Origin of the sequence: Aphanothece sacrum FPU1, from assembly GCF_003864295.1 — a bacterium.
GTDB classification, from domain to species: Bacteria; Cyanobacteriota; Cyanobacteriia; order Cyanobacteriales; family Microcystaceae; genus Aphanothece_B; species Aphanothece_B sacrum.
Window position 1 is genome coordinate 1,169,508 of record NZ_BDQK01000013.1, and the last position, 17,112, is coordinate 1,186,619.

Here is a 17,112-nt window from a genome sequence, read left to right on the forward strand (position 1 = left end):
CTTACATCTATCTTTGTTCCGACTTTTGCCTTAAAATAAGATTAAACTTCAACCCGCGCTTTCCATGCCTCGATCGCTGAGAGTTCAACAAACCCAACTAGCCCGTGTCAAACTAGCCCTCCAACGAAACGGCTTCCCCAGCCAACGCGCCCTGGCCGAAGAAGTTGGATTAGCTCTCGCTACCGTCAGTAACTTCCTCACGGGCAAACCTGTTGACTACACAAATTTTGAAGAACTCAGTCGGCAACTGGGCCTCGAATGGAAGGAAATCGCCAACCTCGACTTTGAAAGCCAAACCCCCACAAAACCCCAAAGCCTCGCAAATTTTGACATAGAACTCGACCATTCATCACCCTACCCTAGTGGCGCAGTCCCCCTCGGTTCCCCCTTTTATCTTGAACGCCAACCCGTCGAAGGGCAGATCAAACAAGAAATAAGCAAACCAGGAACATTACTCCGCATCAAAGCACCGAGGGAAATGGGCAAAACCTCACTATTACTGAGAATGTTAGAATTTGCCAAAACCCAGAACTACCCGACCGTCCACCTCAACCTTGACCAAGTTGATCAAGCCATCTTGAACGACCTCAATCGGTTTTTACGCTGGTTCTGTGCCAACATTGCTCGACAACTGCACCTTAAACCCTGCTTAGACGAATATTGGGATGAAGACTTAGGCAGTAAAATAAGCTGTACCTCCTATTTTGAAGACTATTTACTAAAAACCGTCCAAAATCCCCTCGTTTTAGCCCTAGACGAAGCTCAACAAATTTTTGAACATTCCGCCCTAGCTAAAGACTTTTTACCCCTACTGCGCTCCTGGTACGAAGAGGGCAAAACCTCACTCCTCTGGCAAAAACTCCGTCTGGTTATCGTTCACTCCACAGAAATCTACGTCCCGCTCCAACTTAACCAATCCCCCTTTAACGTCGGATTACCGATTCAGTTAAGTCACTTTTCTCAAGAAGAAGTTAAAAAATTGGCTCAATACTACGGACTGGACTGGGAAAAGGGAGAACATTGTCAAAAACTGATGGATATGGTGGATGGCCATCCCTTATTAGTACAAATTGCTCTCTATCACCTGAGTCGTGGAGAAATAACCCTAGAGCATCTGTTAGAAACGGCGGCTACAAATGTTGGCATTTATACTCATCATTTACACCGACATTGGTTAAACTTGAAGGAAAGCCCCGAATTATTAATGGCTCTCCACTCAGTTCTGCCGGGTATTGAGCAAGTTTCCTTAGAACCGATGTTGGCACATAAACTAACCAGTCTAGGATTAATTAAACAGTTAGAATCAAATTTTGTTGCCAGTTGTGACTTATATCGTCGGTTTTTCCTAAATCATCAAAATTATTCAATATACCTAATGGCCCAGAATCTAATAAAATTAAGCGGTTCATGAGAATAGAGGACGATCTGATAAACGATCCTCATCCATAGCCTTTTTTAAATAGTCCCAAGTTTGTTGATGTTCTGAAGCATCTTCATCTTCACTCAACCAGGAGTCTAAAAGATCGATCGCAGCTTGATTTTTTTGAGCTTGTTCTGTGTTGATAATGGGTGAGTTTTTTAATGGAATTGTCTGCCGAAATTGACGCAGAGTTTCTAGTAGTTCTGTCCAATACTCTCTGGGGGTGGCTTCTATTTCAGAGATGAGCAGTTTGAGAGAGGTGGTTGATCGCTTGGAGGAATTTACCATATATGCTACTCACAAATTAGATATTAATATTCAATTTTAACGCAACTTTCTCTCAATTTTTAGCACAAGATCAGCGATCGCCGTTATAAACACCTCAAAAAGCGATCGCCAATCAGTGTAAAATAGGAAAACGCGATTAAAAGGTACGTTATATTAACGTACTCTACAAGAGCGGCGATAAAGATCAAAAGGCACGTTATATTAACGTACCCTACAAAAGCGGCGATCGCACTACCCAACCGAGAATATCAGGTGACAGTTAGAATCAAATTTTGTTGCCAGCTGTGAGTTATATCGCCAGTTTTTTCTAAACCATCAAAATTATGCTCTCTAGACCCCATTTTAAATCCTGTTATTCTGTTTCAACCATCGCACCCGATCAAGTGTTGCTATTATCGGAAAGAGGCTCGGTTTGTTTGAGCGATCGCTTTTTATATCTGGTTGCTTCTTTGGTGGACGGCGATCGCACTACGGATGAAATTATTGACAAAATTCAATGGCAACTACTACCCACGATTCAAGATAGTGCAACCTTGTTTCAAGAAGTTTTAAATATTAGTCTTAAAATTCAAGCGGCCTTATTTCAACTAGAAAGAGAAGGTTATATTGTCGAGAATGAGGATATTTTACCAGACAATTTACTCATTTTTTGTGAACATCTGAATATTCAACCCAAACTTGCCAATGACAGATTAAACACTACAAAAATTGCAATAAAATCTTTTAATTGCTCAGGACAAGAACAATTAATTAATAATTTAAAATCCCTAAACATTCAATTAGTTAAGGAAACCGATTCTCCCGATTTAATCATCGTTTTGATAGATGATTATCTTAACCCCAACTTAAAAGAATTTAATCAACAAACCATACAATCTCAAACCTCTTGGCTATTAGTAAAACCTGTAGGTACAATTTTCTGGATGGGGCCGTTTTTTAAGGCTCACGAAACCGCCTGTTGGCAATGTTTAGCCCATCGTTTGCAAGATAATCGGCCAATGGCTAGTTTTATTCAAAGACAGAATCAAGATTTATTTGCTCCTATTTCCCCGCAAAATATTCTACCTTCTAGCCTACAAACTGCTTTAGGAATGGTGGCAACGGAAGTTTTTAAATGGATTATTCAGGGAAAAAATAGCAGATTAAATCAGACTTTAATGACCTATGATACTTTAACTTTCCAAAGTCAAGAACACTTTGTTATTAAACGTCCCCAATGTCCCAGTTGTGGACAAATAAGCTATGAGTTAAGGCAAAGACCTTTACCAGTAGTATTAGGTCATCGTCCGAAAACCTTTACTACCGATGGCGGTCATCGCACTTGTTCCCCTCAAGAAACTCTTAGGAAATATCAACATCTCATTAGTCCCATAACAGGTGTAGTTCGAGAATTAACTAAAATTAGGTTAAATCCATTAAATCATACTTACATTGCCAAGCATCATTTTGTTACCGTTTTTGATGATTTAGAGAATCTGCGTAAAAATTTGGGAGGGAGAAGTTCAGGTAAAGGAAGAACTGATATTCAGGCAAAAGCTAGTGGTTTTTGTGAAGCGATTGAACGTTATTCTGGTGTATTTCAAGGAAACGAAATCAGGATAAAAAATAGTTATGAAAAAATGGGCGATCGCGCAATTGATCCTAATCATTGTATGAATTTTAGTCAACAACAATATGACAGCAGAATAGAATGGAATACTAACTGTCATGGTTGGTTTCAAAAAGTACCTGAACCCTTTGATCAAGAGCGAGAAATTGACTGGACACCTGTTTGGTCGTTAACCGCAGGAGATTTCAAATATTTACCCACCTCTTATTGTTATTATGGCTATCCTCAAGGGAATTATTTAGATTGTTGGGCAGACTCTAACGGTTGTGCTGCAGGAAATACTATTGAAGAAGCAATCCTACAAGGATTTATGGAATTAGTAGAGCGGGATAGTGTGGCTTTATGGTGGTATAATCGTCTATCTAAACCCCAAGTTAATCTAGATAGTTTTGACGATGCCTATGTTCAAAATTTGAGAGAATATTATCAAAAATTGGGTAGAGAATTGTGGGTATTAGATATAACCACCGATCTAAATATTCCTAGTTTTGCTGCTATTTCTGCAAAAAAAGATAACTCTGTAGAGGATATTATCTTAGGCTACGGTACACATTTTGATGTCAATATTGCCCTCAGTCGCGCTTTAACGGAACTTAATCAAATTCTGCCCAGTGTTTTAGCTGCTAACCCCGACGGAACAACAAATTATCCCCAATATGTTGATCCTTTAGCCCTTACTTGGTGGAAAGAAGCAAAATTAAGCGAACATTTCTATTTAATGCCTAACTCCCATCTAAAAGCCAAAAACTATACAGATTATGCCCAATTTTTCAGTAATGATCTTTTAGATGACGTAAAACTTTGTCAAAAAATTGTCGAGGAGAAAAAGATGGAAATGCTAGTATTAGATCAAACTCGTCCAGACATCGGTTTAAGGGTAGCAAAAGTTATCGTGCCAGGAATGCGACATTTATGGAAACGTTTAGGGTCGGGGCGATTGTATGATGTACCAAAAACAATGGGATGGTTGTCCGAGTCTTTAACGGAAAATCAACTCAATCCTTTCGCGATGTGGATGTAAATCAAATTATTGGATCTTTAATTTATGATCAATGGATACAAGATTATTGATGCCGATGCCCATGTGATCGAACCAACCGATATGTGGGTGAAATATCTTGAGCCTGAGTTTCGAGAGTTTGCGCCTTCTGCCGACATGAAAATCAAAGGAGAACTCATTAGTCAAAAAATCTCCCAACAAGTCCAAGAAGAAGGCAATCGACTGATGAGGGAAGCCCATCCCCATGCTTACTTCAACCGATATAATCCTGAATCCCATGTTCAATCCATGGCACAAATGGGCATCGATATTGCCTTTATTTATCCTAATTATGGACTCTGGCTATTTGCCATTGATTCTCTTCGAGCAGAAGTAATTGGGGCTTTTACTCGTGCCTATAACACATGGTTATATGAAGAATTTTGCAGTTACGATCCTCATAGGTTAAGGGGAGTCGGTGCAATAAATCTTCATGATCCTGAAGACATGATTAAAGAGTTACATCGCATTGCCAATTTCGGTTGGACAGCCGTTTTTTTGCGTCCCAACCCTGTTAAAGGCAGAATTTTGAGCGATCCTGCCTACGAACCTTTTTGGACGGAATGTGAAGCCTTAGATATAGGGGTGGGCCTTCATGAAGGACACTGGAGTCGTTTACCCACTACAGGAGCAGATCGATTTCATACTCGTTTTGCGCTCCATGCTTGTTCTCACCCGATGGAACAGATGATGGCACTCTTAGCATTAATTGAAGGCGGAGTCTTAGAGGGTCATCCTCGGTTAAAAGTTGGTTTTCTAGAGTCGGGTTGCGGTTGGTTGCCATACTGGTTATGGCGACTTGATGAAGAGTATAAAACTTTACAGTGGGAAGTCGATAATAATGTAAAATTAATACCGTCTGAGTATTTTCGTCGCCAATGTTATATTGCGATTGAACCCTCTGAACCTTATCTATCTCAGGTGATAGATTATATTGGCAGTGACAATCTCATCTTTGGCTCGGATTATCCGCATATGGATCATAAGCCCGATATTGTCAGTCAAGTGGTTAAGCTTGAGAAAGATTTATCGAAAGAAACGGTGCAAAAAATACTTTGGCAGAATCCTGCCCGCTTTTATAGGGTAGTTTAAAACTCTTACCCCTTAATTAATAGGAGCTAGAAAATGACAAGTTTGTTCACACGCGATCTTCTTAATAGTTTTAAGTCCAATTTAAACCATAATGTCGTTTCAGCGTACAATATTTCTCCAATTGATAGTTATCATAACTGTGATGAATATTGGTTTCAACTACTCATACTTGAGAAAGATTATCCTAACTCAGAAAATTTTAAGGCTAAATTAGTATATGGAAAGAAAAAATATTTAGATCAAGAATATGGAACTGGATTGATTTTACCTACAAATGGGGTAGAAATTGATGCTGATTTTGTGTCTAAATCGGACATAGAATATTCCACTGTGCGTTTTTTACTACAATGTCGTAAGCTATCTCAGCTTTTTACTTATACGTGGCCTTAACCCAAATGAAATAGAAAAAGAAATGAAACTTAAAATAGAACTGACCAGAATAATATTAGATACATATAATATTATTCCTGATAGCTATATACTTTCAGAGAAAGTTCCAGATCTTCGACTAAAGCAAATGCTCTTGGAAATTGAAAAGAAGAACCCCCAATTGCTTGATTTCTTGATCAAGCCTGAATCCGTAAGTTATGCTTCAATACCTTTAGCCCTTTTGTTATGTGGGCAAGCATATTACTACGAAGAAAATGGCGAATTGACAAGGATTTGTGACCCCATTTTAAGCACTTATGAGTTGATTTGGGAGTATGCAGTCAGGTTATCTTGGGATACATTTTATGCTACTAGAATAGATATTTCCCAAGCAGGACTATCACCAAAACCTCCTTATACCAAAGTCACTATGGGTTATCCTCCGAAACCGAATGAGTTTAGTCTTAAAGAGGAACACATCAAAGAGTGGGTCACTGCAAAAGAACATTATGAATGTGGTGGTTACCCATTTTATCCTGAGAAAGATAGTGAGAACTGGAAGAATAAGCAATTAGATCACGTCGTCGCACCCTATCCTTATATACCTCTTAGTTGTTTGTAGTTTATTGAATTTCAATGGATAAAGTAAGCCATAAATTAGCAAAGTGCTAAACCTCACTAATTAGCTCATTTTATGGCTTATTTATTAGGATGGTATTATGTTAACAAACTATCAGATTATCGAAAAAATCTATGAAAGTGCTAACTCATTAGTTTATCGAGCCACACTAAAGCCAGATAATCAATTTATTATTCTTAAAATTCTCAAAGAAAACTATCCTACTGCTTCAGAACTCACACGCTATAAACAAGAATATGAAATTACTCGTTCTTTGAATGCAGATAGTATTGTTAAAGCCTATAACTTACAGCGATATGAGAATAGTTTAGCAATAATTTTAGAAGACTTTGGCGGTCAATCTTTAAAATTATTACTATCCCAGAGTCAATTAAGCTTAGAAAACTTTCTCACTATTGCGATTAAAACAACTGAGAGTTTAGAAGCAATTCACACTGCTAACATCATCCACAAAGACATTAACCCTTCTAATATTGTTTATAACCCCCAAACGGAACAACTCAAAATCATTGATTTTGGCATTGCCACCCGTTTATATCAGGAATTTCCGACGGTTTGCTCCCCTAATCAACTAGAAGGAACTTTAGCTTATATTGCGCCAGAACAAACAGGTAGAATGAACAGAGGGATAGATTATCGCAGTGATTTTTATTCTCTTGGCGTTACTTTCTATGAACTTTTAAGCAACAAACTTCCTTTTGAAACGACTGACCTAATGGAGTTAGTTCATTGTCATATCGCACAACAACCCTTACCCATTCATGAACTAATTCCTGATATTCCCTTAGCTGTATCTAATATCGTCAGAAAATTGTTGGCTAAAACCCCAGAGGAAAGATATCAAAGTGCTTGGGGAATTAAAGCTGATTTAGAAACCTGTCTTAATCAATTAAAGACTCTAGGGCAAATTTCTCAGTTTCCTTTAGGAAGTCAGGATATTGCCCAGAAGTTTCATATTCCTCAAAAACTGTATGGTCGAGAACAGGAAGTTACTCAACTTTTAACGACTTTTGAGAAAGTTAGCCAAGGGACAACTGGAATGATTCTCATTTCTGGTTATTCAGGTATTGGTAAATCTGCTTTAGTCAATGAAATTTACAAACCCATCACAGAAAAACGAGGGTACTTTATTAGGGGTAAATTTGATCAATTGAAGCGAGATATTCCTTATTTTGCTATTTATCAGGCTTTTCAATACTTAATTAATAAACTCCTAAGCGAATCGGAAATAACGCTACAAACTTGGAGAAAGAAAATTTTAGAAGCTTTAGATAATAATGGTCAAATTATTATCGATGTAATTCCCGAAGTCGGAAAAATTATCGGACAACAGTCACCAGTTGAACAGCTAGGCGGAACTGAAAGTCAAAATCGATTTAATTTATTTTTTAAACGATTTCTAGGTGTTTTTTGCAAAAAAGAACATCCTTTAGTTATCTTTCTTGATGATTTACAATGGGCAGATTTATCGTCTCTGAATTTAATTGAGCAATTAATGTCAAATCCCGACAACCAATATTTTCTAATGATAGGGGCATATCGAAATAATGAAGTTAGTCCAACTCATCCTCTAATGCACACTTTAGAGAAAATTAATCAAGCACAAGTTCTAATAAATGAGGTTAACCTTTATCCTTTAAAAATTCAGGATATTAATCAATTAATCGCCGATACCCTAAGTTGTTCAACGGAAGTCTCAAAACCTTTAGCTGAGTTGATTGCTGCAAAAACTGGCGGCAATCCTTTTTTCCTAACTCAATTTCTTTATTTTTTATACCAAGAAAATTTATTAGTATTTGATCACTATCAATCTTTTCTTAATTCAGAATACAATCAGCCGGGTTATTGGCGATGGAATATAAAACAAATCAAAAGTGTATCCATTACTGATAATGTAGTTGAATTGATGGTCAGCAAAATTGAAAAATTAGATCTAAAAACTCAACAAATTCTTAAATTAGCAGCCTGTATTGGCAACCATTTTGATTTAGAAATTCTTTCTATCGTCAATGATAAATCTCAAATAGTAACCGCTAGAGATCTACAGCATAGCATAAATGAAGGTTTAATAATTCCTCTAAATAATAATTATAAAGTTCCTCTGCTTTGGGATTTAGTGGATACATCACATAATTCTCAAGTATCTTCTAAGTTAGATTCTACTTACATTCCCTACAAATTTTTACATGATCGAATACAACAAGCTGCTTATTCCCTAATTCCAGAAAAAGAAAAAAAGCAAGTTCATCTACAAATAGGTCGTTTATTCCTGAAAAATATTAAAGAGAATGAGTTACAAAACAACATTTTTGATATTGTCAATCATCTTAATAAAGGGTCTGCCTTAATCAGTGAGCAAATAGAAAAAGATGAGTTAGCTAAATTAAATCTTCAAGCAGGGAAAAAAGCCAAAACTTCAACCGCTTATGAATCAGCTTTAATATATTTTGAGACTGGTTCAGGATTATTAACAGAAAATAGCTGGGATTATCAATATAAATTGACATTAGAACTTCAGGTAGAAACCTTAGAAGTTCTATACTTAAATATCAAGTGGGAGCGAATTGAAGAACTATCTGCAATTATTTTGCAAAAGGCGAACAATATTCTCGATCAAGTTAAGGTATATGAGTTAGCAATCTTGTCTTATTATGCTCTATTTCAACCAGAGAAAGCCATTGATACTGCTGTTAAAGCATTAGAAAAACTTGGGATAAAAATCCCCAAAAAACTTGTTAGTGAGAGTGAAATAAAAAATAGGATTAAACAAGAAGATAGATCTCTAAAATTGCTATTGAAAGGTAAAAGCATTGAAGATATAGCTGCTTTGCCTATAATGACCGATCCTTATAAACTAGCAGCTATGTCCATATTACAGCCTGTTATGACTGCAACATGGACAACAAATTTTTCATTATTTGTTGAGATAATCTTAATTCAGCTTAATCTGTGTGTTAAATATAATAACCCTCCTCAAGCTGCTGTTACTTATGCTTGTTATGGAATGCTTCTTTGTGCAGTAATAGGGGATATTGATGGTGGATATCAGTTTGGAAAACTATCTACCACACTTTTGGAGAAATACAACATTCCTAAAGTAGAACCTTTAGTTATATATTTGTATTACGCATTCATATGGCATTGCAAAGAATGTATTAATGACAATCTGGCACTAGAAGAAATACTAAATAGTTTACAAAAAGGAATAGATACCGGCAATAATGAGTATGTTTGTTATCTATCTCTAACCTATTGCTTTATCAAGTTTTTTGGAGGGTGTGATTTGAAACAAGTTGAAGAGGATTATAGAAAATACACCAAATTAATCAAAAAACTAAATCAAGAATATTCGATAAATTTAATGGAAATATGCAGAAATATTATCGCAAATTTAAGACAAAGTAACCAAGATAAATATCTATTGATCGGAAACTCTCAAGATGAAGAAAATAGACATTTAGAAAAATATATTAATCAAAATAATCAATGGTTGTTATTTGTTTACTATTTTGGAAAAACTCTGGTTTTTTATATTCTAAAAGATTCTCTTAATGCTTTTAAGAATAGTCAATATGCAGGAAAATATGTTATGGCAATCAGCGGAGCAGTATCATTCAATGTACAACACATTTTTTATTCTTCTCTTGCTTATCTTGCCCATTACAATAATTTTGATATTGAGCAGCGAAAAGAATTACTAGAACAAGTAGAAAATAATCAGGAAAGTATGAAAATATGGGCTGAAAATTGTGCTGAAAATTTTCAACATAAATACGATTTAGTTGAAGCAGAAAAAGCAAGAATCTTAGGTCAAAACTGGAAAGCTCAAGAATTCTATGAAAAAGCAATTCAAGGAGCCAAGAAATATGAATTTATCCACGAAGAAGCCTTAGCCTACGAACGTGCTTCGGAATTTTATTTTTCTCTAGGTCGAGAAGAAATTGGTAAATTGTATCTCAGAAATGCTTATCATTGTTATCTCCATTGGGGAGCAAAAGCCAAAGTCAAACAACTAGAAGAAGAATATCCCCAATATTTATTAGGTATCTCCAACCAAAATAAATCCAACAGACCAAGCACAAATATCTCTACTACTGGAACTGAGGGAGAAATACTTGATCTTGCAACAATTCTCAAAGCCTCCCAAGCCATATCAAGCGAAGTAAATCTCGAAAATCTACTGCAAAAATTGATAAAAATTGTGATTGAAAATGCAGGAGCGCAAAAAGGTTATCTGCTTTTAAAACAGGAAAATAATTGGGTTATCGAAGCCCAAGGAATAGCCAATAACGACGAAATTAGTCTCCTACAATCTATTCGCATAGACTCAGTAAATACTGATAACAACACCCCCATTTTACCTACTACTATTATCCACTATGTCGCCCGTACCCAAGAATCTCTCGTTTTAAATAATGCTGTTTCAGAAGAACAATTTATTAACGATCGCTATATTATCGCCAACCAAACAAAATCCATTCTCTGTACTCCCTTAATCAATCAAGGAAACCTAAGCGGTATTGTTTATCTCGAAAATAACTTAACTACAGATGCTTTTACTCCTAAACGAATCGAAATTTTAAATATTCTTTCTGCTCAAGCCGCTATTTCCATTGATAATTCAAGACTCTATCAAACTTTAGAAAAGAAAGTAGAAGAAAGGACTAAAGAATTGTCCCAAACCATAGAAATTCTCAAAGCTACCCAAGTCGAACTCCGTTTTGAAAATGATTTGCTCAAAAGCGAAGAATCTTTTTCAACTTTTGATTATCAAGTGGGCGGAAGCTTACCGATGGATACCCCTACCTACGTCGTGCGAGCAGGCGATCGCTATCTCTATAAAGCCTTAAAACGGGGAGAATTCTGCTACGTTCTTAATCCCCGACAGGTGGGCAAATCTAGCTTGATGGTGCGGATGATTAATTTTCTACAGTGCGAAGGATATTGCTGTGCGCCCATTGATATGACCCGTATCGGCAGTGAAAATGTGACTCCAGAGCAATGGTATAAAGGATTTGCCTTTGAGTTATTACGACGCTTTGATTTACGCAGCAAGATTAATTTTAAAACCTGGTGGCGAGAACGAGGCGATATTTCTCCTGTGCAAAAATTAAGTCAATTGATCGAAGAAGTCCTATTAATGGAAGCGGGTAGAGAAAACGGAGTTCCCTCAAAACCCTTGGTTATTTTTATTGATGAAATTGATAGCGTTCTAGGTTTAAAATTCTCAGTTCATGACTTTTTTGCCTTCATTCGTTCCTGTTACAATCAACGCAGTATTAATCCCGCTTATGAGCGTTTGACCTTTGCCCTTTTTGGTGTGACGACTCCTGGGGATTTAATGACCGATATTCAGATAACGCCTTTTAATATTGGTCAAGCTATTCATCTAGAAGGCTTTAAAGAACATGAAGCTCAACCTCTATTGCAAGGTTTAGCTGAAAAAGTCAGTAATCCCCAAACTCTACTCAAAGAAGTATTAAACTGGACGAATGGCCAACCTTTTCTCACTCAAAAAATCTGTAAACTGATTCGTGATAGTTCTGCTCCCATTCCCGTTAATGATCAAGCCACTTGGCTCCAGAACTTTATCCAAATCCATGTTATCCAAAATTGGGAATTTCAGGATGAGCCAGAGCATTTGAGGACGATTCGCGATCGTATGTTTAAAAGTAAACAATCAGCCCAACTATTAGAACTTTACCGACGGGTTTTAGAACGGGAAGAAATTGCCATGACTGACAGTTCTGTGGAAAGAGAATTACTTTTGTCAGGATTAGTGATTAAAGAACCGAATTTTCTCAAAGTTAATAATCGTATTTACAGATTGATCTTTAATCATAGTTGGCTAACTGGTAGTAGGTAATAACTGGTAGGAGCGGATTTTAAACTAAATTTCCTAATTTCTGAGAAAATGTTGCTAATCTCTAAGTATCTTCTACAATGAAGACAGTGGACAAGTAAATGTACTACGGAAAAAATACTTATGGTGAGTAGCAAATCTATTGGCCCTGCTTCTCTATCGGGTCGTGAGCTAGAAATCCTTGAATTAGTGTCAACGGGACTAACTAATTTAGAAATTGCCGAAAAACTCGAAATTAGCAAACGAACTGTTGATAATCATATTAGCAATATTTTGACCAAAACTAAAACAGAAAATCGTGTTGAACTGGTTCGATGGGCTTTACAATGGGGTAAAGTCTGTCTCAATGATGTTAATTGCTGTTACCTTCCTTTTAACAGTTCTTCTGCTAGTGAAGCGTTATCTTAAACCGACTCATCAAGGGTGGAAAATTTTAACCGCTAGTTTTGCCTTGGGTTTAACAGCTTGTGGAGATGGGGCTTTTATTACCCCTCCTACCCAACGATTAGGAGCAACTTTAAACAGTATAGCAGCCGAACAAAACCCCCAGTTTTCTTATGAAGGTCGTTATGTAGTATTTGCTTCTGATCGTCAGGGAAAACGAGGTATTTGGTTGTATGATTTTCAGACTAACGGGTTAATATCTTTACCCGGCATTAATCAACCAGGGACAGTTCAGGATCAACCTGATATTAGTGCAGACGGCAAATACATTGTGTATGTTTCTGAACAAGAAGGAAAATCGGATATTTTTGTTTATGATCGTCAAACCTTTGAATCTAAAAATTTGACGAAAAATTTGTTAGGAGAAGTGCGTCACCCGACTATTAGTGGTAATGGTCGTTTAATTGCTTTTGAATCTAATCGGTCAGGACAATGGGATATTGTTATTTATGATAGGGGATTAAATACCCCTTTATCTCTGCCTGGGAAAGTACCCAATCAAGTCCCTGAACCTCAAAATAAGGAAAATTAACCTAATTAATTAAAATTTATTTGTGACTTGAGTTCGACATAATGCGAGCATATAAACGGTTCTACAGGACAAACTATGCTAAACTAATAATTAATAAAAGGCTAAAGCCTTATTCTATAAAAACAATCGTCCGACGAGCGCGGACGCTCATTCTAGGTTGCGTAGGCAACCTTTGTTTGTATAGCTTAACTCTTAAGAGTTAAAGTCTATTTTTTGTAATAATTTAGCATAACTTGTCCGGTAGAACCGTTAATGATATAAAGCCCGCGATCGCGGGCTTTATGAGTCTTTATTGATAATTATTATGAATAAAGTTTATAATAATTCTGAAATTGCCTCATCCTAGATTATAAGCACTATTGTTCTTTGGTATAATAAAAGTTCTTTTTTCGGCTCATTTTTCTCAATTATGCTTTATTCCTTCATATTTTAACGAAAAAAACTTATTACTTGTTTATACACCCATAATTACCTTTAAAACAAGGTTAACATTCGTTTAAACTTTTTAAATATCACAAATATTAAGAAAATATGTATTTGGTTCAAATACAAAAATCATATGATACTCTTGATAAATATTCGCAATAAACAAGTGAGGAAAGATCATGAAACTTAAATCTGCTACTGAGTTTGTCCCTGGTAAAGTCATTACCTTGAGTACCGAGTTAGCAAAACCCAGTCCCTTTTACTTTGGTTTTGATATTGAACATGAATTTGTCAACGTCTTGGATAGCTATAGTTTTGACAAAATCTTTTTCTTTACAGAACCGCATCTTTTTGAGCTTTATGGTAAAGAACTGTATCATAAAATAGCTGAAAAATATCCCTGTTTTCTCGAATTTGTTCCCAATGGAGAAGCGTGTAAATACTTCCCTGTTTTAGAACATACTTGTGAAGATTTAATTACTAAAGGGGTGTCAAAAAAATCCCTATTACTCGCTTTTGGTGGGGGAACTGTTGGCAATATTGTCGGACTAGCGGCAGGGTTAATTTATCGGGGAATTGGTTATATTGAAGTTCCCACGAGTATGACTGGTCAAACGGATAGCACCCTCAGCAATAAACAAGCAGTAAATGGCAAAACTGGGAAGAACCATTTTGGTGTTTATCACAGTCCCATTTTTATCTGGTCAGACACCAAATATTTAAAGACAGAACCCCCTGTTTCTAAGCGTAGTGGTATCATTGAAGGCATTAAAAATGGTTTCATTTCTGATGCTAGTTTTTTGGATTATTTGGATACAGTCTTGAATCCTCAATTGAAGTTTTCTGACGAACAGTTGTATGACCTTGCCTATCAAATCATTCTCTCAAAATTAGAAATTTTAAAGCAAGATCCTAGTGAAAAACACTATGGTATTGTGTTAGAGTATGGTCATACTTTTGGTCATGCAATTGAATGGTTAGAAAAAGGAAAAATGTCTCATGGAGAAGCAGTTTCTTTTGGCATGAAAATTGCAGCAGAACTAGCTTATGAGTTGGGATGTATTTCTCATGAAGATGTGGATTTACACTACTACATGATTGAGGAAAAATTAGGCTTTAATCGACCTTTACCTCAACATATTACCACTAAGCAACTCATGAATGCTATGATTGCCGACAACAAAAAAACTGGAGAGGATATCCGTTTTGTTATCTTAGAAAAAATTGGTAAATGTCACAATCCAGAAGGAGATTTTTTAGTAACTGTTGACTTAAATCTGGTGGAAAAAATTGTTGATCAATTTATTGCCAGTCAACAATATAGTCATCGAATTTCTGCATAAAAAAATCGTCTTACTTATTTAATAAGGAGGACGATCTACAAAATACTAGTTAAGGTTTATGGGAGTATTTACTCCCTAAACCCTCCCTCATGATAGCACATAAGCGGGTGAATCACCTCTCTTGGTAAATGTTGTTTACCTTCACTTTAGCGATGTCTATTTTTGTCGCAAAAATTTCTCGATATTTCTCATAAAACTTAGCCCTTCATTAAGTTAGTGAATTTTTTGTAATATGATTAATCAACAAGATGTTTCTCAACGTCTAAAAAGCTCCATTAAAATTTATCGAGATGCCAATCTTCAGCTGATTATTGGCATCACATTAATGGCAGTTTTAGGTTCAAGTAGTATTGGGCCGACCCTACCTTCATTAGCAGAAGAATTTCAGGTTTCTCCTGAAAATATTGGCTGGGTAATTACAGTATTTGTTATTCCCATCGCTATTGGTACACCCATTTCTGGAATATTAGCAGATCGCTACGGAAGAAAGCAAATATTAGTCCCTGCGTTGCTCTTATTTGCAATTGCTGGAATGGTATGTTCATTGGCTGCAAATTTTCGGACTTTAATCGAATTTCGCTTTCTTCAGGGAGTTGGTGCTGCACCATTAGAGTCATTAGCTTTAACCTTAATTAGTGACCTTTATCGAGGTAAATTACTAACAGCAGCGATGGCTTTTAATGCCACCAGTATTGGTCTTAGTTTAGCAATTTATCCTTTAATTAGTGGAGGGTTAACTACTTGGGGATGGCGTTATCCTTTTTTATTACCTTTGATGGCAGTTCCTCTTAGTTTTTTTGTGTTATTTTTTTTGAGAATTCCTCATCGACCTCAATCCGAAACATTTGAATTAAAAAGCTATTTAGGGAATATTTGGAATAGTATTAATAATCGCCAAGTGATAGGCTTATTAATAGCGGTTGTTGCTTTGTTTATTCTCTTATTTGGTCCCTACTTCACCTATATCCCTTTATTAGCGGATGCTCAATTAGGTGCTTCTCATTTTGTCATAGGAATTATTTTAGCGAGTATGGCTCTTTCTTTGGCATTTGTCTCATCTCAATTAGGATTATTTGCCCGATTTTTGTCTGAAGTAACTCTCATTAAAGCTTCATTTATTGTGTATGCTACTGCTTTAATTATTACACCATTAATTCATAATATTTGGTTGCTATTTCTTCCCAGTATTTTATTTGGTTTGGCTCATGGAATGGTATTTCCTTCAACCCAAGCTTTATTAGGAGAATTAGCACCCCAAGAATATCGGGCAGGTTTTATGGCAGTTAATGCAACAGTTTTGTCTTTAGGACAAGCATTAGGCCCGATTTTAGCAGGAGGAATGTTTACTATTTGGGGAATGCAAGGGGTGTTTTATAGTAGTGCTATTTTTGCTTTAACAGTGCTTATTTTCTTAAATTTTCTGCTAATAAGACTTCGGACATCTCAGTAGTTAGATATAAATCAAAGACTCTATTCTTAGAGTCTAAAAAACAAATTATTTCAGAAAAAAATGGAGGTAATTATGAAACGAAAAATTGGCGTAACTAATTGGATTTTTGGCGATGTAGATTTAATTGAAAGTGCGAAAATTATCGCCAGTATGGGTTTTGATGGTATGGAGGTTTATGTTGACATTGAAAAGGTATCATCAACAGAGGTTAAAAAAGTTTTAAATGATCATAATTTAGATGTTTTTTCCTTGACTCCTGCTAATTTTGATTTAGCTAATAATTACCTAAATTGTAGACAAATAGCGATTGATTATTACAAAAAATTAATCGATTACGGAGCAGAATTAGGACATCCAGTTATTACTTGTCATGAATACATTCAAAATCAATCAATTAAGGATTATTTGGGGGCAATTTATTGGCTGATTGATTCTTGTAAAAAGCTTGCTATTTATGCTCAGAAAGCTAATATTAACTTGGGATTTGAACCCCTTAACCGTTATCTTTGTCGCTTCATTCTTACCAGTGTTGATGTTGTTGAGTTAATCAATCAAGTTGATGCCCATAATTTGACAATTATACTTGATACTTTTCAC

General features: G+C 36.0%; 12 protein-coding genes. 11 read left to right on the top strand and 1 reads right to left on the bottom strand.

Annotated elements, in window-relative coordinates:
- Positions 1–64: 64 nt before the first annotated feature.
- On the top strand, positions 65–1,411 hold the full coding sequence (locus tag AsFPU1_RS16485) for an AAA-like domain-containing protein (protein WP_124973024.1): 1,347 nt from the start codon (positions 65–67) through the stop codon (positions 1,409–1,411).
- Here AsFPU1_RS16485 and AsFPU1_RS16490 read toward each other — a convergent pair.
- Complete coding sequence (locus AsFPU1_RS16490; RefSeq protein WP_227873432.1) at positions 1,406–1,708, bottom strand: hypothetical protein; 303 nt, start codon at positions 1,706–1,708, stop codon at positions 1,406–1,408. The two genes, AsFPU1_RS16485 and AsFPU1_RS16490, sit on opposite strands and share 6 nt — an antisense overlap.
- 323 nt (positions 1,709–2,031) lie before the next feature.
- Between AsFPU1_RS16490 and AsFPU1_RS16495 the strand changes: the two genes are divergently transcribed.
- From AsFPU1_RS16495 to AsFPU1_RS16540, 10 genes are all read left to right on the top strand, one after another.
- A complete protein-coding gene (locus AsFPU1_RS16495) occupies positions 2,032–4,338 on the top strand; it encodes a TOMM precursor leader peptide-binding protein (protein WP_124973026.1) in 2,307 nt (768 codons plus the stop codon).
- A gap of 24 nt (positions 4,339–4,362) precedes the next feature.
- A complete protein-coding gene (locus AsFPU1_RS16500; RefSeq protein WP_124973028.1) occupies positions 4,363–5,448 on the top strand; it encodes an amidohydrolase family protein in 1,086 nt (361 codons plus the stop codon).
- A gap of 33 nt (positions 5,449–5,481) precedes the next feature.
- Positions 5,482–5,838: a hypothetical protein gene (locus AsFPU1_RS16505; protein WP_125061139.1), complete on the top strand. Its 357-nt coding sequence runs from the start codon at positions 5,482–5,484 to the stop codon at positions 5,836–5,838.
- Between the two features lie 22 nt (positions 5,839–5,860).
- Complete coding sequence (locus tag AsFPU1_RS16510; protein WP_125061140.1) at positions 5,861–6,439, top strand: hypothetical protein; 579 nt, start codon at positions 5,861–5,863, stop codon at positions 6,437–6,439.
- 97 nt (positions 6,440–6,536) lie between these two features.
- Positions 6,537–12,323, top strand: a complete 5,787-nt coding sequence (locus AsFPU1_RS16515) for an AAA family ATPase (RefSeq protein WP_124973033.1) — start codon at positions 6,537–6,539, stop codon at positions 12,321–12,323.
- 120 nt (positions 12,324–12,443) lie between these two features.
- Positions 12,444–12,728, top strand: coding sequence for a photosynthetic electron transport-dependent transcriptional regulator PedR (gene pedR / locus AsFPU1_RS16520; RefSeq protein ID WP_124973035.1), 285 nt, complete (start codon positions 12,444–12,446; stop codon positions 12,726–12,728).
- Entirely contained in the window at positions 12,712–13,296 is a 585-nt protein-coding gene (locus AsFPU1_RS16525; protein WP_438357507.1) for a TolB family protein, read from the top strand. Before pedR ends, AsFPU1_RS16525 begins: the two co-directional genes overlap by 17 nt.
- Positions 13,297–13,901: 605 nt before the next feature.
- Positions 13,902–15,065, top strand: coding sequence for a 2-deoxy-scyllo-inosose synthase (locus tag AsFPU1_RS16530; protein WP_124973037.1), 1,164 nt, complete (start codon positions 13,902–13,904; stop codon positions 15,063–15,065).
- A 232-nt stretch (positions 15,066–15,297) separates the two neighbouring features.
- A complete protein-coding gene (locus AsFPU1_RS16535; RefSeq protein WP_124973039.1) occupies positions 15,298–16,515 on the top strand; it encodes an MFS transporter in 1,218 nt (405 codons plus the stop codon).
- Between the two features lie 72 nt (positions 16,516–16,587).
- A partial coding sequence (locus AsFPU1_RS16540; protein WP_174715386.1) for a sugar phosphate isomerase/epimerase family protein occupies positions 16,588–17,112 on the top strand: 525 nt, incomplete at its 3' end.

Excerpts from the sequence above, each read along its gene's own strand:
- AsFPU1_RS16495 (WP_124973026.1), top strand. The coding sequence starts at position 2,032 with ATGCTCTCTAGACCCCATTTTAAATCCTGTTATTCTGTTTCAACCATC.
- AsFPU1_RS16505 (WP_125061139.1), top strand. The coding sequence starts at position 5,482 with ATGACAAGTTTGTTCACACGCGATCTTCTTAATAGTTTTAAGTCCAAT.
- AsFPU1_RS16510 (WP_125061140.1), top strand. The coding sequence starts at position 5,861 with ATGAAACTTAAAATAGAACTGACCAGAATAATATTAGATACATATAAT.
- pedR (WP_124973035.1), top strand. The coding sequence starts at position 12,444 with ATGGTGAGTAGCAAATCTATTGGCCCTGCTTCTCTATCGGGTCGTGAG.
- AsFPU1_RS16500 (WP_124973028.1), top strand. The coding sequence starts at position 4,363 with ATGATCAATGGATACAAGATTATTGATGCCGATGCCCATGTGATCGAA.
- AsFPU1_RS16535 (WP_124973039.1), top strand. The coding sequence starts at position 15,298 with ATGATTAATCAACAAGATGTTTCTCAACGTCTAAAAAGCTCCATTAAA.
- AsFPU1_RS16490 (WP_227873432.1), bottom strand. The coding sequence starts at position 1,708 with ATGGTAAATTCCTCCAAGCGATCAACCACCTCTCTCAAACTGCTCATC.
- AsFPU1_RS16485 (WP_124973024.1), top strand. The coding sequence starts at position 65 with ATGCCTCGATCGCTGAGAGTTCAACAAACCCAACTAGCCCGTGTCAAA.
- AsFPU1_RS16515 (WP_124973033.1), top strand. The coding sequence starts at position 6,537 with ATGTTAACAAACTATCAGATTATCGAAAAAATCTATGAAAGTGCTAAC.
- AsFPU1_RS16530 (WP_124973037.1), top strand. The coding sequence starts at position 13,902 with ATGAAACTTAAATCTGCTACTGAGTTTGTCCCTGGTAAAGTCATTACC.